General features: G+C 56.4%; 17 protein-coding genes and 2 tRNA genes. 4 read left to right on the forward strand and 15 right to left on the reverse strand.

Annotated features, from left to right (window positions below; genetic code table 11):
* Nucleotides 1-49: 49 nt before the first annotated feature.
* Complete coding sequence (locus V6942_RS13575) at nucleotides 50-931, forward strand: DMT family transporter (protein WP_333501350.1); 882 nt, start codon at nucleotides 50-52, stop codon at nucleotides 929-931.
* A 22-nt stretch (nucleotides 932-953) separates the two neighbouring features.
* Here the strand turns inward: V6942_RS13575 and V6942_RS13580 are convergent, their stop codons facing one another.
* From V6942_RS13580 to ldtA, 3 genes are all read right to left on the reverse strand, one after another.
* Entirely contained in the window at nucleotides 954-1,895 is a 942-nt protein-coding gene (locus V6942_RS13580; RefSeq protein ID WP_106930014.1) for a Gfo/Idh/MocA family protein, read from the reverse strand.
* A complete protein-coding gene (locus V6942_RS13585; protein ID WP_333501351.1) occupies nucleotides 1,892-2,872 on the reverse strand; it encodes a Gfo/Idh/MocA family oxidoreductase in 981 nt (326 codons plus the stop codon). The genes V6942_RS13580 and V6942_RS13585 overlap by 4 nt, the downstream gene beginning before the upstream one ends.
* Nucleotides 2,873-2,970: 98 nt before the next feature.
* Nucleotides 2,971-3,903, reverse strand: coding sequence for a L,D-transpeptidase (ldtA, locus tag V6942_RS13590; protein WP_106930010.1), 933 nt, complete (start codon nucleotides 3,901-3,903; stop codon nucleotides 2,971-2,973).
* 194 nt (nucleotides 3,904-4,097) lie between these two features.
* Between ldtA and V6942_RS13595 the strand changes: the two genes are divergently transcribed.
* Nucleotides 4,098-5,546, forward strand: coding sequence for an AMP nucleosidase (locus V6942_RS13595; RefSeq protein ID WP_106930009.1), 1,449 nt, complete (start codon nucleotides 4,098-4,100; stop codon nucleotides 5,544-5,546).
* Nucleotides 5,547-5,630: 84 nt separating this feature from the next.
* Here the strand turns inward: V6942_RS13595 and V6942_RS13600 are convergent.
* The 3 genes from V6942_RS13600 to V6942_RS23455 form a co-directional block, all read right to left on the reverse strand.
* Nucleotides 5,631-5,706 (reverse strand) — tRNA-Asn (locus tag V6942_RS13600).
* Nucleotides 5,707-5,847: 141 nt separating this feature from the next.
* Nucleotides 5,848-7,314, reverse strand: a complete 1,467-nt coding sequence (locus V6942_RS13605; RefSeq protein WP_333501352.1) for an EmmdR/YeeO family multidrug/toxin efflux MATE transporter — start codon at nucleotides 7,312-7,314, stop codon at nucleotides 5,848-5,850.
* The gene (locus V6942_RS23455) at nucleotides 7,290-7,469 is read right to left on the reverse strand and encodes a DUF5951 family protein (protein ID WP_219906275.1); all 180 of its coding nucleotides are present in this window, start codon (nucleotides 7,467-7,469) and stop codon (nucleotides 7,290-7,292) included. Before V6942_RS23455 ends, V6942_RS13605 begins: the two co-directional genes overlap by 25 nt.
* 6 nt (nucleotides 7,470-7,475) lie before the next feature.
* On the opposite strand from V6942_RS23455, the gene V6942_RS13610 reads away from it, so the two are divergent.
* A tRNA-Asn gene (locus V6942_RS13610) sits at nucleotides 7,476-7,551 on the forward strand.
* A 118-nt stretch (nucleotides 7,552-7,669) separates the two neighbouring features.
* Here V6942_RS13610 and cobT read toward each other — a convergent pair.
* The 6 genes from cobT to dacD form a co-directional block, all read right to left on the reverse strand.
* The gene (cobT, locus tag V6942_RS13615; RefSeq protein ID WP_333501353.1) at nucleotides 7,670-8,722 is read right to left on the reverse strand and encodes a nicotinate-nucleotide--dimethylbenzimidazole phosphoribosyltransferase; all 1,053 of its coding nucleotides are present in this window, start codon (nucleotides 8,720-8,722) and stop codon (nucleotides 7,670-7,672) included.
* 25 nt (nucleotides 8,723-8,747) lie between these two features.
* Complete coding sequence (cobS, locus tag V6942_RS13620) at nucleotides 8,748-9,488, reverse strand: adenosylcobinamide-GDP ribazoletransferase (protein ID WP_333501354.1); 741 nt, start codon at nucleotides 9,486-9,488, stop codon at nucleotides 8,748-8,750.
* Nucleotides 9,485-10,030: a bifunctional adenosylcobinamide kinase/adenosylcobinamide-phosphate guanylyltransferase gene (cobU, locus tag V6942_RS13625; protein WP_106930067.1), complete on the reverse strand. Its 546-nt coding sequence runs from the start codon at nucleotides 10,028-10,030 to the stop codon at nucleotides 9,485-9,487. Before cobU ends, cobS begins: the two co-directional genes overlap by 4 nt.
* 198 nt (nucleotides 10,031-10,228) lie before the next feature.
* Nucleotides 10,229-10,549: a DUF496 family protein gene (locus V6942_RS13630; protein ID WP_106930025.1), complete on the reverse strand. Its 321-nt coding sequence runs from the start codon at nucleotides 10,547-10,549 to the stop codon at nucleotides 10,229-10,231.
* Nucleotides 10,550-10,749: 200 nt separating this feature from the next.
* Nucleotides 10,750-11,808, reverse strand: coding sequence for an FUSC family protein (locus V6942_RS13635; RefSeq protein ID WP_106930069.1), 1,059 nt, complete (start codon nucleotides 11,806-11,808; stop codon nucleotides 10,750-10,752).
* 98 nt (nucleotides 11,809-11,906) lie between these two features.
* Nucleotides 11,907-13,073, reverse strand: coding sequence for a serine-type D-Ala-D-Ala carboxypeptidase DacD (gene dacD, locus V6942_RS13640; protein ID WP_333501355.1), 1,167 nt, complete (start codon nucleotides 13,071-13,073; stop codon nucleotides 11,907-11,909).
* 214 nt (nucleotides 13,074-13,287) lie between these two features.
* Here dacD and sbcB point away from each other — a divergent pair, with 214 nt between their 5' ends.
* On the forward strand, nucleotides 13,288-14,712 hold the full coding sequence (gene sbcB / locus V6942_RS13645; RefSeq protein ID WP_333501356.1) for an exodeoxyribonuclease I: 1,425 nt from the start codon (nucleotides 13,288-13,290) through the stop codon (nucleotides 14,710-14,712).
* A gap of 101 nt (nucleotides 14,713-14,813) precedes the next feature.
* Here the strand turns inward: sbcB and tsuB are convergent, their stop codons facing one another.
* From tsuB to plaP, 3 genes are all read right to left on the reverse strand, one after another.
* Entirely contained in the window at nucleotides 14,814-15,038 is a 225-nt protein-coding gene (gene tsuB / locus V6942_RS13650) for a thiosulfate utilization sulfurtransferase TsuB/YeeD (RefSeq protein WP_106930031.1), read from the reverse strand.
* Nucleotides 15,039-15,048: 10 nt separating this feature from the next.
* The gene (gene tsuA / locus V6942_RS13655; RefSeq protein WP_333501357.1) at nucleotides 15,049-16,104 is read right to left on the reverse strand and encodes a thiosulfate utilization transporter TsuA/YeeE; all 1,056 of its coding nucleotides are present in this window, start codon (nucleotides 16,102-16,104) and stop codon (nucleotides 15,049-15,051) included.
* A 189-nt stretch (nucleotides 16,105-16,293) separates the two neighbouring features.
* Nucleotides 16,294-17,652, reverse strand: coding sequence for a putrescine/proton symporter PlaP (plaP, locus tag V6942_RS13660; protein WP_106930033.1), 1,359 nt, complete (start codon nucleotides 17,650-17,652; stop codon nucleotides 16,294-16,296).
* Nucleotides 17,653-17,892 lie beyond the last annotated feature (240 nt).

Raw genomic sequence — 17,892 nt, forward strand, 5'->3', positions numbered from 1 at the left:
GGAAAAACTACCATCGCCGCCACAATGACACAACGCTAAGGGGCGTGAGATGGAGACTGAAAAGCGAAATACACCTATCACCACCGGGTGGTTCAACGGCCTACTCGGGGTTATGATTTTTAGCGGCTCACTGCCGGCAACGCGGGTGGCTGTGCTGGAAATGGATCCGTTCTTTCTCACCTTTTTACGCGCCTCTATCGCCGGACTACTGGCCGTGACGCTGCTTCAGAGCTTTCGCCAGCCGCGCCCGAACGCCGGGCACATTATGCCCCTGCTGACGGTATCATTTGGGGTGATCATCGGATTTCCGCTGCTTACCGCGCTCGCGCTACGCTACATCACCGCCGCCCACTCGATTGTCTTCATCGGGCTGCTGCCGCTGGCTACGGCAATTTTTGGCGTACTGCGCGGCGGCGAGCGACCTCGCGCGGCGTTCTGGATATTTTCGCTGTTCGGCAGCCTGTTGGTCGCCGGTTTTGCCCTGTCACAAAGCGCTTCGCTGTCATTCACAGGAGATATGTTGATGCTTGCCGCTGTTGCGGTCTGTGGGCTTGGCTACGCGGAAGGGGCAACCTTAACCCGCGAACTGGGTGGCTGGCAGGCGATCAGCTGGTCGCTGACGCTATCGCTGCCGTTCATGCTGGTTGCTACCTTTATTTACTGGCCCACCACCTTTGCAGCCTACACCCTGCCCACCTGGCTGGCGCTGGGCTACGTGTCGCTATTCAGCATGTTGATAGGTTTTATTTTCTGGTACAAGGGGCTGGCGGCCGGGGGCATCGCCGCCGTGGGGCAGCTACAGCTACTGCAACCCTTTTTTGGCCTCGCGCTTTCCGCCGGGCTGATTCATGAGACGGTCAATCCGCAAATGTTTTGGGTCACCCTCGGCGTCATTTTGTGCGTTGTGTGTTCACGGCGGTTTGCCCGATAAAACCATACCGGGCAACCCTCGGCTACAGCGCGGCGCGAATCTGATCCAGCACCTGCATATTGCGCACCGTTTCCGTCAGCGGAATCAACCGCGATGGCTGATTGAGCACTGCGCTGGAGAAATGGCGAATCTCTGCCTGATAGCGATCGGACTCGCTAACCGGCAGCTCGCGTACGCCTTCGGCGGTATGCAGATGCAGCGCGCCGGCGTCATCAAGGAACGGTTTATCGATGATCAGCATCCCTTTACTGCCGATGATTTCCGCATAATTGCGACCAAAAGCGTTGAATCCGCAATGAATATTGGCAATCAGGCCGTCATCATACTGCAAAAGTGCCGAAAGATTGGTGTCCACCCCCTGCTCGGTTTCGCACAGCGCCCGCACCTGCGTCGGCAAGCGCCCGGTCACCATGCCGACAAAGTTCACCGGGTAGCAGCCCACATCGTACAGCGCGCCGCCGCCGAGCGTTGGCTGCATCTTAATGGTGTTAGGACGATCGAGCAGGAAACGGAACGACACGTTAATATGGCGAAGCTCGCCCAGTACCCCGCTCTCCAGCACCTGTTTGATCACCCGCACGCGGTCGGTGTACTGATACATAAAGGCTTCCATCAGCAAACGATTATGCTGTATCGCCGCCTGCTGCATCTCCTGCGCTTCCGCCGCATTCAGCCCAATCGGTTTTTCGCACAGCACGTGCTTACCTGCCGCCAGCGCGCGAATAACCCACTCCTTATGCAGCGAATTGGGCAGAGGAATATAGACGGCCTGAATGGCCGGGTCCGCCAACAGCGCGGCATAGTCGCCGTAGTTCTGCGCCCACTCACCGGTCGGAAGTTCCGCCTGGTTACGCGAGGCGACGCCATACAGCCGCGCGTTCTCCGCGCGGGTAATCGCCGGAATAATCGAATTTTTGGCAATACGGGCGTAGCCCAGTACCCCCCAGTTCACCACGTCACTCATTCCACTCTCCTTTTATAAATCTGCAACACCAGCTCGGTTGCCCGACGCGCGTCGCGGCCGCTGCACAGCGGAGCCGCGCCGCTGACCACCGCGTTGGCGAAATCGCGCAGGATAGCCTGGTGACCGAAGGTATCGGTGACCACCGCGCTGTGCGCCCCTTCGCTACGGGTTTCCGGCAAGCCCTCACCCGGGTTATCAATGCCGTCAATATACCATTGGGTGATGCGGTCATCTGTGACGGTGAAGGAACCCTTTTCACAGGAAAACTCCAGGCGCGCAGAAAAGCCGGGACGTGCACAGGTGGAGGCGACGAATGTCCCGATCATGCCATCGGCGTGGCGAAATATCGCCGCGCCGTGATCCTCGGCTTCCATCTGATGCGCGAAGGTCGCCAGTTCGCTGGTGACGCTTACAGGCATGCCGAAGAGCCAGAGATAGTTATCGATATGGTGTGCGCCCTGCTGAATAAACACGCCCCCGCCATCGATCGCGTATCCCCCGCGATAGTCAGCGCTGTCGTAATAGGCCTGATCGCGCCAGAAGCGGCACGAGACATCCACCGAATAACGTTTTCCCAACGCCCCGCTTTCCAGTAGCGCCTTGAGGGCCATGTTATCGGGCCGCGTCCGCCGTTGATACGCAACGGCCAGCACCACGCCCGCTGCTTCGGCGCTGGCAATCATACGATCGGCGGCGGACAAGGTTATCTCGAGAGGCTTCTCCACCAGCACGTGTTTTCCCGCCTCAGCCGCCTGGATTGCGCTCTGATGATGCAGGCCATTAGGCGTCGCCACGATGACCGCGTCATAGTCACGATCAACGGCGGACAGATCGGGCCAACACGGTAGATCGCCCGCGGCCTGCGGCGTTCTGCCGCGGCGAGAGATACAGCCGACAATGGTGGAGCCCTCAATATGCTCCACGGCACGCAGGTAGGTATTGCTGATATTTCCGCTACCAACGATGACGTATTTCATGGCGTTCCTCATAATAAAAAAACCCGCAGTGCAGCAATGCGGGTCAGTGAAGGGCTTTGGCGAGCAACAGGCGGGCTTTTTCGTTTCATCAAAACGGGTTACAGCGTGGCGTGCGAAGCGCTGATATTCACCGGCATCCCGGAGCGTCGATCCAGAACCGCCTGTGCCCGGCTCACGTCCACGCCTGCCTGTTGGGTAAAACTACGCAATGCAGGCGTCATCGGCAACGGAACTTTGTTATCGGATTCAAATTCTGTGCGGTTGCGCGACAATGGCTCGTGCGCCTCCACCCAGCGGCTACCGTCCGGCTCGGTGGTATATTTCACCGGCTGATCGATAATTTGCACCCGCGTCCCCACCGGCACATTGTCAAACAGGTATTTAATATCGTCGTTGCGCAGGCGAATACAGCCCTGACTGACGCGCAGTCCGATCCCGAAATTCGCGTTAGTGCCATGAATGGCATAAAGCCGCCCAATATAAATCGCGTACAGCCCCATCGGGTTATCGGGCCCGGCGGGAACGAACGCGGGCAGACTTTCACCGCGTTTAGCATATTCACGGCGGGTGTTGGCGGTCGGAGTCCAGCTTGGGGCTTCCTGCTTACGCTCAACGGCGGTGACCCAGTTACGCGGCGTCTCTCGCCCGGCCTGGCCAATCCCAATCGGTAGCACCTCCACGGTATGACTACCCGGCGGGTAGTAATAGAGACGCATTTCAGCAACGTTAACCACGATCCCCTGGCGCACGGTATCAGGTAAAATGAGCTGCTGTGGGATCGTCAGCGTCGAGCCTGATTTCGGCAGGAATACGTCCACGCCGGGATTGGCCTCCAGCATATTACTCAGCCCCTGCCCATACTGCGCAGCAAAGGATTCCAGCGGCAGGCGGTTATCCGCCGGTACCGTGATGTGCAGCGTGCTGCCCACTAAGCGACTCCCTTCCGGAGGCAATGGATAAGTCACAGCCAGTACGCTTTGGCTAGCCATCAGCAGCATCAGCGCGCATAAACGTTTTCTACGAGGTCCCATGTCCCTTTCCTCATTCACGGCAGATATCGGTTAATTATAGCTTTTTTCCCCCGCCGCGCCGCAAAAGCCTTCTCACGGCAGGAATATGGTTAAAGGTTAATCAGTTGTTATAAGTGAGCGGCCTGGCGCTTTTGTTTCATCAGCCGCTGACATACTATCGGGAAAAGCCGCAGACCTGACACAAGGAGCGAACGATGAGTAACACGGGCGTGAGTCTGACCCCAGAGCAGGCGCTGGAAAAACTCCAGTCGCTGTACGATCAATCGGTAAGTGCATTACGTGACGCGATTCGTCTGTTTATTGACCATCGCTCGCTGCCCAGCGCCGAGGCGCGGGCCAACGGACTTTTTGTCTATCCTCAGCTTTCCGTCTCCTGGAGCGGCTGCGCGCACAAGGCGCAGAAAACGCGCGCCTTCGGCCGATTTACCCACTCAGGCTGCTACACCACAACCATCACTCATCCAGCGCTGTTCCGCGGCTATCTGCTGGAGCAATTATCATTACTGTATGAAGACTACGACGCGCACATCGAAGTAGGCCTGTCGCAGCATGAGATCCCCTACCCTTACGTTATTGACGGCCTGAATCTCGATCGCTCCATGAGCGCCGATCTGACCCGCGTTTTCCCGACGACTGAACTCTCGCAGATTGGCGATGAAACGGCGGACGGCTTAACCCACGCCACCGAGTTTTACCCGCTGTCGCACTTCGATGCCCGCCGCGTAGACTTCTCGCTGGCGCGTCTGCGCCACTACACCGGGACGCCGGTCGAGCACTTCCAGCCGTTTGTGCTGTTTACCAACTATACCCGCTACGTCGATGAATTTGTGCGCTGGGGCTGTAGCCAGATCCTCGACCCGGACAGCCCATATGTCTCCCTTTCCTGCGCCGGGGGGATCTGGATCACCGCCGATACCGAAGCGCCAGAAGAGGCGATCTCCGACCTGGCGTGGAAGAAACATCAGATGCCGGCCTGGCACCTGATGACCAAAGAGGGTCAGGGGATTACGCTTATCAATATTGGCGTAGGCCCTTCTAATGCCAAAAACATCTGCGATCACCTGGCAGTGCTGCGCCCGGATGTCTGGCTGATGATTGGTCACTGTGGCGGTCTGCGTGAAAGCCAGTCTATCGGCGATTATGTGCTGGCGCACGCCTATCTGCGTGATGACCATGTCCTTAATGCCGTGCTGCCGCCGGATATCCCGATCCCCAGCATTGCAGAAGTACAGCGCGCGCTGTACGACGCCACCAAGCAGGTCAGCGGGATGCCGGGAGAAGAAGTCAAACAGCGTCTGCGTACCGGTACGGTCGTGACGACCGACGACCGCAACTGGGAGCTGCGCTACTCGGCTTCCGCGCTGCGCTTCAACCTCAGCCGCGCGGTGGCTATTGATATGGAGAGTGCAACCATTGCCGCACAGGGTTATCGCTTCCGCGTACCCTACGGCACGCTGCTGTGCGTGTCAGATAAGCCGCTGCACGGCGAGATCAAGCTGCCCGGTCAGGCCAACCGTTTCTATGAGGGTGCAATTTCCGAACACCTGCAAATTGGCATTCGCGCCATTGATCTGCTGCGCGCAGAGGGCGATCGCCTGCATTCACGTAAGCTGCGGACCTTTAACGAACCGCCTTTCCGCTAAATACTGCCCCCGGCCACGCGACGCCGGGGATTTTCCTGAACGCAGAAAAGCAAAAAGCCTGCTCGAAAGCAGGCTTTTTAAATTTGGCTCCTCTGACTGGACTCGAACCAGTGACATACGGATTAACAGTCCGCCGTTCTACCGACTGAACTACAGAGGAATCGTGTGAACGAGGCGCATATTATCGGGGTGCCCCGTGGTTGTCAAAGCCTGATTTGCAGAAAATTACGCGTTTGCTGATTTAATCTGCAATCAGGTTGAAAACTGACTTTTTTTGCCGATTTTCACCGCAATCAGGCGGTTATGCGGCATCCTCTTTCTTCGCTGGCGCATATTTCCACGCCCAGCGCCCGGTAATCAGACGGCGATAGAACAGCGCGGCGCGGGTGGCCCAGTCGAGGAACATCCCCATCCAGACGCCGACGACACCCCATCCCAGCACGATACCCAACACGTAGCCCACCACCACGCGACAGCCCCACATGCTCAGCATAGACACCCACATCGCAAAGCGTACGTCCCGAGCACCTTTAAAACCGGCTGGCAGCACCCACGAAGCAGCCCAGATAGGCATAAAAGCAGCGTTCATCCACAGCAGGATTTTCACCACGTCTTTAACATCCTGCTCATGGGTATAGAACGAGGCAAACAGTCCGGCAAACGGTGCGGTTCCCCATGCAATCACCGTGAGCACAATCGTCGACATCCAGAATACATGGCGCAGCTGCCGCTCCGCTTTCGCCAGTTGGCCGGTACCAAGACGTTTACCGGTAATAATGGTCGACGCTGAGCCCAGCGCGTTACCCGGCAGGTTAATCAATGCCGCCACCGAGAAAGCGATAAAGTTACCGGCGATAACGTCAGTCCCCATCCCGGCGACGAACATTTGCGTCAGCAGCTTGCCGCTGTTAAACAGCACCGACTCTACGCTCGCCGGAATGCCAATGCCCATGACCTCCCAGATGATGGCGAAGTTCAGGGGTTTGAAGTAGCTTTTAAGCGGAATGCGCAACGCCGGATTAAAGCCGACCATCAGCACGTAGATAGTCACCACCGCGCCGATATAGCGCGAAATCGTCAGCCCCAGCCCGGCTCCGGCGAACCCCAGGCCATCCCAGCCAAAGGCCCCGTAAATCAGCACGCTGCTGATCATAATGTTCAGGATATTCATGCCGCCGTTTATCATCAGCGGGATCTTGGTGTTTCCCGCACCACGCAGCGCACCGCTGCCAATCAAGGCAATCGCCGCCGCCGGGTAGCTCAACACGGTCAGTTCAAGGTAGGTTAACGCCAGCGCTTTCACTTCCGGCGTGGCGTCTCCGGCCACAATATTGATAATTTCCGCGCCGAAATAGTGAATCACCGCCGCCAGTACGATGGCGAACAAGGTCATGATGACCAGCGACTGACGCGCCGCCGCCCGCGCCTTGCGCCGGTCGCGTCGGCCCAGGCTGAAGGCCACCACCACCGTGGTCCCAAGGTCAATCGCGGCGAAGAACGCCATGATCACCATATTGAAGCTGTCGGCCAGGCCCACGCCTGCCATCGCTTCTTTGCCTAACCAACTGACGAGGAATGTACTCAGTACACCCATCAGTAAAACGCAGGTATTTTCCAGAAAGATGGGCACAGCAAGGGGGGTGATTTCACGCCAGAAGAGAACTCGATAACTTTTGCGTTTTTTATACCAGGGCGTGCGTGAGACGGCCTGGCGAAGCACGGCGGTGACGTTCAAAATGGGCCTTAGTTCTGAAAGTTGAAACTCCATTTCAAATGATGAGGGAGAAACCGCGTTCCTGCAAAACATTTTTCCTTAATTTTTGTCTGCAATGGCGACAAATTGTTGATGGAATAGGCAACTGCACCACAAAGCGTGAATTGGGGTTTGACAAAAGTTTTTTCGCCGCTAAGATACGACTCCACAACGATTCCTCTGTAGTTCAGTCGGTAGAACGGCGGACTGTTAATCCGTATGTCACTGGTTCGAGTCCAGTCAGAGGAGCCAAATCTGAAGATCCCGCTTAAGGAAACTTAAGCGGGATTTTTGTTTTTGTGGTTCAGACGCCCGAAAATGAGCAACGGCCAGAATAGCTGCGCCGACAGGCGTCGGCGCAATGACGTTCTTAAACCGGCAGGACGATATTACTGCCCGCCAGCGTGCCCATGCGGTTATACATCGTGCAGGCTGACTCAACAATATGCATCGCCATCGCCGCGCCGCTGCCTTCCCCCAAGCGCATATCCATATGTAAATACGGCTCCAGCGCCAGATGCGTCAGCGCAATGCGCGCCCCTTTCTCGGCGGAGAAGTGCGAAGGAATCAAATACGGCTTCACGCCCGGCGCAATCCGGCAGGCTGCCAGCGCCGATGCGTAAGAAAGGAAACCGTCCAGCACGACCGGTAGGCCACAGGAGGCCGCGCCGAGCATCACGCCGGTCATACCCAGCAGATCGTAGCCGCCCACTTTCGCCAGCACGTCGAGACCGTCATCGGCATCCGGTTGGTTTACAGCGATAGCGCGGCGCACCACGTCAACTTTATTCGCCAACTGCGCCTGCGGCAGGTTCGCGCCGACGCCAACCACCGCCTCTGGTTCACTGCCGGTCAGTACGCTGACCACGGCCGCCGCTGGCGTTGTATTTGCCATCCCCAGTTCACCCACGCCGAACAAAGTAACGCCCTGCTCCGCCAGATTGCGGGTATAGTCAATCGCAGCCATCAGGACGGTCTGTGCCTGTTCTGCGCTCATGGCTGGCCCGCGGGCAATATTGCCGCTGCTGCGCGCCACCTTCATCTCCACCAGGCCTGGGATAGGGTCAGCATCAATGCCCACGTCAATCACGTGCACCTCAGCCCCCGCCTGAGCGGCCAGCACGCAGACGCCGGTATTGTGTCGGGTCATATTAACCGCCTGAATCGCCGTAACCACCTGAGGCGAAACGGCAACCCCCTCATGCCAGACGCCGTGATCGGCACACATAACAAGCATGGCTTTCCTGGCGACATGTGGCGTACCGCGCAGACCCGGCATCCCCGCCAGCTGTACCGCCAGCGCTTCCAGCCGCCCCAGGCTGCCCGTTGGTTTTAAGAGCCCATCAATATGCTGCTGCGCATGCGCCATGGCGGCGCTGTCGACGTCAGGAATAGCCGCCAGTCGTGAAGTCAGTGTTTGCATTATCTCTTTCCGGTTAATCGCTGGCTTACAGGAGCGCCAGCAAGAAAATCACTTCGCCCAGTTCAATTGCCGCGCCCAGGGTGTCTCCGGTCTGCCCTCCCAGCGTGCGCTTGAGCAGCAGCCCCAGGATAAAGACGCCGATAAACGCCACCAGCAACGCAAGCAGACCGTGCATGCCTAACAGGGCAGCTACCAGCGCAGCGCCGATCACCAGGGTAACCCAGGTCTGACGGAAGGTGATTTTACCGATGAACAGGTTACCCAGCCCCTCTTCACGCGCGTAGCGATGACGGTACATCATCAACACCGAAGCAGAACGGCCGGCAATACAGGCACCGGCCATCGCCGCCAGCATCGGCGTGTCGCGCAGGGCCAGTTCGCTCACCGCCAGCACTTTCGCCAGCAGCACAAAAATCAGCGCCAGGCCACCGTGGGTGCCCAGGCGGCTGTCGCGCATGATTTCTAACATCTTTTCGCGGCGACGGGCGGAGAAAACACCGTCACAGGTATCGGCCAGACCATCGAGATGAAAGCCTCCGGTCAGCAGGGCCAGCGTCAACACGGCAAAGAAAGCCGCCAGCGGAATCCCGCACCAGGCCTGTACAATCACAAAGACCAGGCCGCTCAGCGCGCCGAGCAGCAACCCGATAACGGGAAAGGTCAGCACGCCACTGACATAGCGATCCAGAGCCAGCCCCTGCGACCAGCGCTGTGGCACCGGCAGACGGCTCATAAAAGAGAGTGTGGCGAAAAACAGTCGGCTCATTTTATTTTGACTCCAATCCCTGATACCACCAGCCAGACGTCGTCCGCCGCCTGTGCCAGCTTTTGATTCACGCGCCCAGCAATATCGCGAAAATGCCGGGCAAGACGATTCTCGGGCACAATGCCCATCCCCACTTCATTAGTGACCAGCACCACCGGCGACGGACAGCGTTCGCAGGCAGCAATCAGCGCGTCAATTTCAGCGCTGACCTCAGCCTCAAGGGCGGCAAAATCCCAACGTTCGATAGCTTGTGCATCACCAGAGGCAAATAAAATATTGGTGATAAGCGTCGTGATGCATTCCAGCAAAATGGCTTCGTTGGGATCGTTGTGCGGGGTAATGATGTCGGCAAGGTGCTGCCAGCGTTCTTCCGTACGCCAGTGCGCGGGGCGACTGTCCCGGTGGTGCTGAATACGCTCGGCCATCTCGGCGTCAAAAATTTGCGAGGTGGCGATATAACAAACCTGAGGATACTGGCTGAGTAACGATTCAGCGTGACGGCTCTTGCCGCTGCGCGCGCCGCCGGTCACCAGCATCATGATTGCGCTTCCTGATGTTGCTGCATTGTTCGCGAGTTCCTTTGATATCAATACGTTCCCACATAACTGTGGCTTATATATCAAACAGAGAGCTTTATACTCCGCATTGCTCGCAATGTCACTGAGGTTGTATCGGCGGGAAGAGGAAGGACGGTATTCAGGGGGCCAGGTGACGGCAGCGCCGCCACCTGAGAACGACGGTTACTCGCTTTTCTGCTCGCCCATCACTTTCAGTTTTTTAGAGATGTCGCGGCGTTCTTTGGACAGCTCGGCATTTTTGATGATGTAGTCATCAACGCGATCTTCGTAGTCGCCCTTCATGCTGGCAATGATGCCCTGAATAGCTTCAACGCTCATGCCCGGTTTGATGTAGTCGCTGAGGTTGTCCAGCAGCAGGACGCGCTTCTGGTTGTCACGGATCTTTTTCTCTACGTCCTGGATTTCGCGCTGCAGCTTGTTCTTACGACGGAACAAACGCACAAACTCCAGTACGTCCTGAAACGAAGGTTTCGTGGTTTCCATTTTTATACCCCTGATAGTTGAGAGTCGGATTCGTTAAAACAACGGCTACACGATAAGGTACACATTACTGATATGCCCTTCAACCGGTAAGATTTATACGCCGCCGTTGTCGCAAACATTCTTTTTTGCTTTGGCTTCATCATAACCCTAAAGCGTGCTGAATCGAAACAACCAGACGCAAAACCGCGCGCATCTGTCTTTTATTTACGCAAAGCGCGGCACATCAGACTCGACAGCAGCTCCAACTGGCGGGCAAGCTCCATGCTCAGCCAGACGTAGCCGTGAATCGGCGTTTCCGCCAGATTCTCGCCCGGGTGCTCCTTCACCAGTTGGCGCAGCTCCGCCACAATGTCGTTCAGCTTTTCGCTATTGGCTTTGATTGGCCGCGGGTTACCCTCATACAGCGCATGGGCAATCGCCAGCAGCGTTTGCTGGGTCATCATCTGCGTTTCCCGCAGCGTATGAGCGTTCAGCATCAGCAAATGGCTTGGGCGGGTCGCCCAGTGGGCGTTGATTTGCAGCTCCAGCATGCAGACAAGGTTACGGCTGACGGTCTGGATGGCTTCGAAGATACCTTTATGAATATGCGTTTCTTTGCTGGCAGGCGTAATCAGCCCGCGCATTTTCACCACATCGTTAAGCACCGTTTGCAGATGTTTTTCCAGCCGCGGCCGCTCTATCAGGTTCGGCGACAAACCCGCTTGGTAGATCCGATTAAACTGCGTCACAAACGTCGCCATCTGGATGCGCCAGTGAATAAACGCCCGCTGCGGATAAATACCGGTAAACAGCATAGCCAGCAGACAGCCGAAAATGACGTCGCCGCTTCGCCAGAGCGCGGTAGTAATGTCGCCAGGCGGAGCCCCAACCACCACGCCCAGGGTGATACCAATCAGCAGAGCCTGATAGGGCTTTTTGCCTAGCGCCAGCCAGCCGCACAGGAACATCGCGGCCGCACACCAGATAATCATCAGCGGCAGCGAGATAAGCTCCAGCTTGAGCGCCACCAGCCCCAGCGCCGAGCCAAGAATGGTGCCGCCAATACGCTGAAACGCGCGCGGTACCACGTTGCCCCAGAAGGAGATAGGCCCCATCACGACGACCAGGGTAATCAGCGGCCAGGAGCCTTCGGGGATCCCCGCCAGGCGGACGATGATAAACGCCAGCGCGAATGCCAGCGCAATGCGCGCGCCGTGCACGGTACGATAGTGGCGATAGAGACGAATTTCAAAAGGGCTGAGTGACTTATCCGGGCGCACACCCATTCTCCAACAAAATGAAAGGCTGAATTGTAACGATTCTGCCCTTAGGCGACTACAGCGAGATAAAAACGCCCCACTTTGTGGGGCGATCGTCATTACACTTTATGGTGCAGATAGTCACTCAGACGGGAGAAGATTCCGCCTTTATCGACGCTTTCCAGCGTCACCAACGGCCACTGCGCGACCACTTTATCGCGGTCGAGCAGTTGAATTTCCCCCACCCGCTGATGCGCAGCAATAGGCGCTTCGAGCTCTTTTTTATCCAGCACGTATTTGGCTTTGATATTGGGTACTTCGGCCTTAGGCAGCGCGAGCCAGAAGTCCTGATCCGTACCCAAATCGATCTTCTCTTTGTCGCCGTACCAGATACGCTCGGTACCGACTTTTTTACCGCTGTGCAGAATCTGCACGGTGTCAAAATTCTGTTGTCCCCAGCGCAACAGCGTGCGCGCCTGGTCTTCGCGGCCTTTTGGGCTATCGGCGCCCATCACTACGGCAATCAGGCGACGTTGGCCATCGACCGCAGAAGCGATCAGATTGAACCCGGCGCCGGAGGTGTGGCCGGTTTTCAGGCCGTCGATATGCATGTTTTTTTCCCACAGCAGGCCGTTACGGTTCTGCTGGGTAATGCCGTTCCACGTCAGGCTCTTTTCGCTGTACATGTGGTAGAACTCGGGCTCGCCGTGAATGATGGCGCGTGAGAGAACGGCCAGATCGTAAGCCGAACTGTGCTGGCCCGGCGCATCCAGGCCGTGAACAGTTTCAAAATGAGTGTCGCGCAGGTTTAGCTTTTGCACATAATCATTCATCATTTTGACAAACTGCGGCTGGCCTCCGGCCACGTAGTCCGCCAGCGCCACGCAGGCGTCGTTGCCGGAATCGACGATCAGGCCGCGGCTCAGATCGCGCACCGACACGCGATCGCCGGCTTTCAGAAACATCAGCGAGGAGCCATCAAACACCGGGTTTCCGGCCGCCCACGCATCGCGACCGACGGTGACGATATCATCAGGCGTAATACGATGGCTATCGATCGCGCGATCGACCACGTAGCCGGTCATCAGCTTGGTCAGGCTGGCGGGATTGCGCTGCTGATGCTCATTACCTGCGGTTAAAATTTGCCCGGTTGTGTAATCCATAAGAACCCAAGCGCCGGCTTTAATGGCTGGTGGGGTGACGGAAGGCATTGCGACATTGTCGGCAAACGCACAAGAAACGCTCGAAGCGAGCAAAGATACGGCAACAAGAAAACGGGCTTTCAACGGTACATCCTCAACTTATACAAATTCGTCGTCCTTTTTACGGAACTTCGCGCTTCCTGGCTGGTATAAATTGCAAGAAAATATGACATAACGCTATTTACGCATTAAAAAATACGCTGCGCGGCCGGTTCCAGAATTCGCCGCCGCCCTTCTGATGCTCGGCGAAATCGTTTACCATGAGCATTCAATGCCACACACGGACACAGTAAACGCTATGCAAGAGACCTCCAGCGCGCCGGGATTCCTGTTTCACGACTACGAAACCTTTGGAACCAGCCCTTCCCTCGACAGACCCGCGCAGTTCGCCGCTATCCGTACCGATAAAGACTTTACTATCATCGGTGAGCCAGAGGTCTTTTACTGTAAACCTGCGGACGATTATCTGCCGCAGCCAGAAGCGGTGCTGATTACCGGCATTACGCCGCAGGAGGCGCGTGCGAAAGGGGAAAATGAGGCCGCATTTGCCAAACGCATCCACGACATTTTCACCGTGCCGGATACCTGCGTGGTGGGCTACAACAACGTCCGCTTCGATGATGAAGTGACGCGCAATATCTTCTATCGTAACTTTTACGACCCCTATGCCTGGAGCTGGCAGAATCGCAACTCGCGCTGGGACCTTCTTGATGTGATGCGCGCCTGCTACGCCCTCCGCCCGGACGGCATCAACTGGCCGGAAAACGAGGACGGCCTCCCGAGTTTTCGTCTGGAGCACCTGACCAAAGCCAACGGTATTGAGCACAGTAACGCCCACGATGCGATGGCGGATGTTTATGCCACTATCGCCATAGCAAAGCTGGTAAAAACGCAGCAGCCGAAGCTGTTCGACTACCTGTATGCCTACCGCGGCAAGAACAAGCTGATCACGCTGATTGACGTGCCGCAAATGAAGCCGCTGGTTCATGTTTCTGGCATGTTCGGCGCATGGCGTGGCAATACCAGTTGGGTCGCGCCGCTGGCCTGGCATCCGGATAACCGTAATGCGGTGATTATGGTCGATCTGGCAGGCGACATAAGCCCGCTGCTGACGCTGGACGCCGATGCGCTACGCGAACGGTTATATACCGCCAAAGCCGATCTCGGCGACAATGTGCCGGTGCCGATTAAACTGGTGCACCTGAACAAATGTCCGATACTGGCGCAGGCGAATACTCTGCGACCGGAAGACGCCGATCGCCTGGGCATCAACCGCCAGCACTGCCTGGATAACCTCAAGCTGCTGCGCGACAACCCGCTGGTACGTGAGAAAGTGGTCGCCATTTTTGCCGAGGCAGAGCCATTTGTTCCGTCGGACAACGTCGATGCGCAGCTCTACAACGGTTTCTTTAGCGATGCCGACCGCGCAGCGATGAAAATTGTACTGGAAACCGAGCCGCGTAACATGCCGGCGCTGGATATCACTTTCGCCGACAAACGAATTGAAAAACTGCTCTTTAACTTCCGGGCGCGCAACTTCCCCGGCACGCTTGATGAGACCGAGCAGCAGCGTTGGCTGGAGCACCGCCGACAGATTTTTACGCCGGAATTTTTACACGCCTATGCTCAGGAGCTGGAGACGCTGTACGGTCAGTATGAAGGAAATAACGAGAAGCTGACTTTGTTGAAGGCGCTGTATCAATACGCGCAGGAGATAGTGTAAGCACTGACTGATAGGCGTAGCGCCATCAGGCGCTACAGCGCCGCTTGCCGGATAAGAGCGTTGGCATATTCGACAAGCGGCATCACGTTATGCTGATAGCATTATTTCTGTACGGTAATCGTCCACGCCGCATCGCCGGACTGCTGATAGTCGGTCACCGTAAACCCCTCTTCTGCCGCCCACTGTGGGATGGCCTCCGTCGCCTGAGTACAGTCAAATTCAATGACCAGTTGGTCGCCGCGGGACAGCTCCGCCATCGCCGCTTTCGCTTCAATTAACGGGAACGGGCAAACCTGCGTGACAACATCCAGTTTCTTAATAACCATTTTCTACTCCTTAAGCCGCTGCGGTTTTCAGCTTAGCTTTCCGCTGCGGGCGAACATACAACATCCACGACGCAGACCACACGCCGAGGATCATAAATACCAGGCCAATCCAGCCCTGCCAGGTCATCATCGCGGTCATCACCAGACCATTACCGATGGAACAACCGCCAGCAATGCTTGCGCCAAAGCCCATCAGGACACCGCCACCGGCGCTATGCAGCGTGGTGCTGGCGTCCGCGGCGCGAACGCGAAACTCACGGCTGGCTTTTGCGGCAATAAACGAACCGATAAAGATACCCAGCACCAGGAAGACGCCCCAGTTGAGGAACTTCGCATTGCCGCCGACCAGAAACTGCAGAATATTGGCCGTCGGTGAGGTGATCCCCAGGCCAAACATACGGCCGGTGGCTTCGCTCAACGGCCAGGCCAGCAGCGCAATCAGGCCAATCAGCACGGCCGTTACGAACGGATGCCAGCGTTTTTCAAACAGAATATGCGCCAGCCCGCGGCGACGCGGCGGCAGCGAGGCCACCTTCAGCTTCGGCTTACGCAATTCTTTACGTACCAGCCACAGCGTCACCACCACCAGCAGCGCAATCATCGGCCACACGGAAATATTGAGGGTTTCGGCAATACCGTTGTGGGCCGTCGTGTGCTGGCCAAGAAAGGCGTTCAGCCCCGCCGCATGTGGAGAACGCATGACCGCACTCATAACCATATAGGTCACCAGAGCAATCCAACTGCCGATCAGCCCTTCCCCGGCGCGATACCAGGTGCCGGTAGCGCAGCCGCCCGCATAGACGATACCCATACCGAAAACAAAGCCGCCAACTACCGTGCCCAGCCACGGGAATGCTCCGGCATCGTACTGCACCAGCCCAAGCTGAATGAGCGAGAAAACGCCGATACTCTGGATACAGATAGCAATCAGCAGCGCATAAAACATACGGTTATTTTTGGCGATATACATGTCGCGAAAGCCGCCCGTCAGACAGAAACGACCGCGCTGCATAACGAATCCCAGTAAGGCCCCGCAAATTATTCCGCTTATTATCATGTGCAACATAAGAATCAATTAACCCAATATAATCAGGTCTGAAATTATTCCTGACCGAGCCTGACCGCACCAATAACCAAAAGCTCTATATTATTACCGGTGGTTATTAATGAAGTTTTTTTTAGTCGCTCATGACATGAAAGCAAAAAAAAACCGGAGGCCCAGGCCTCCGGTTTTGCAACCATCGTTTTAATTCAGTTATGCAACATCTTCGTACTGCGGAACCGGGTTACGGAAGCTTTTGGTCACGCAGGCCAGGTAAATCAGGCCGATACCGGCCCAGATCAGGCCCAGAACCATTGAGCTCTCTTCCAGGTTCACCCACAGTGCGCCAACGGTCAGCGCGCCGCAGATCGGCAGGAACAGGTACTGGAAGTGATCTTTCAGCGTCTTGTTACGCTTCTCACGGATCCAGAACTGAGAAATCACGGACAGGTTGACGAAGGTGAACGCCACCAGTGCACCGAAGTTAATCAGCGCGGTTGCCATCACCAGGTCGAAGTTAATCGCCAGCAGCGCAATCGCCCCCACCAGGATGATGTTCATCGCCGGCGTACGCCAGGTCGGATGCACGTAACCGAAGAAGCTTTTCGGGAACACGCCGTCACGGCCCATCACGTACATCAGGCGCGCCACGCCAGCGTGCGCCGCCATACCGGAAGCCAGCACGGTGATGGTCGAGAAGATCAGCGCGCCAACCTGGAAGGCTTTACCCGCCACGTACAGCATGATTTCTGGCTGTGAGGCGTCCGGATCTTTAAAACGAGAGATATCCGGGAAGTACAGCTGCAGGAAATAGGTGGAGAAGATGAAGATCATGCCACCAATCAGCGCCGTCAGGAAGATAGCACGCGGAATCACACGCTCAGCGTCTTTGGTTTCTTCAGACAGGTTGCTGATACCGTCAAAGCCGGTAAACGAGAAGCACAGAATCGTTGCCCCGGTAATCATCGGGATCACGTGTGCGTCACCCGACCAGAATGGACGGTTGCTTGCCAGCGTACCGGCACCTTCGCCGTGCGCCACGCCATAGATAACCATGCCCAGAATGACGGCAATCAGCACCACCTGGAACAACACGATAACGGTGTTGAAGTTGGCGACAGATTTAATGCTGCGCAGGTTAAACGCGGTCATAAAGGCCACCAGTGCAATGACGAATACCCATGACGGAATCGACGGCACCAGCGCTTCAAAATAGATTTTTGCCAGCAGGATGTTGATCATCGGCGCGAACAGATAGTCGAGCAGAGAAGACCAACCCACCATAAAACCAACGGTCGGGCTAATGGATTTCTGGGCATAAGTGTAGGCAGAGCCCGCCGACGGATAGCGGCGTACCAGCTTACCATAGCTCAGGGCAGTGAACAGAATCGCCACCAGAGCGAAAGCATAAGCTGTTGGCACATGACCATCGGTCATGCCAGATACGATACCGAACGTATCAAACAGCGTCATCGGCTGCATATAGGCAAGGCCCATCATAACAACCGGAATAAGCGTAAGCGTTTTACGTAATTCCACGCGAGAGGTGTTTGGAGTAATGTTATGCGACACGGTTAGTCCCCTTGACGGCGATAGCCGGTGCAAAATTGAAAAATTGCCCCATTTTTTTTCTGTTTCCTCAGCGACAACGACTGTCGTTTTTTAAGTAAGTATCTATCCGGTACGAAGCCCGGCCTCTTTTATTTGATGGTTGTTTTGATGTAAAAAAAATAACCGACGCGGCAAGCACGTCGGTTAATCTCAATTTTTTACATTCGGCACATTTTGCCCCAATCGGTAGCAAAAATACAA

The sequence above is a fragment of the Kluyvera genomosp. 2 genome (genome assembly GCF_036759865.1).
In the GTDB taxonomy this organism is placed as follows: Bacteria; Pseudomonadota; Gammaproteobacteria; order Enterobacterales; family Enterobacteriaceae; genus Kluyvera; species Kluyvera ascorbata_B.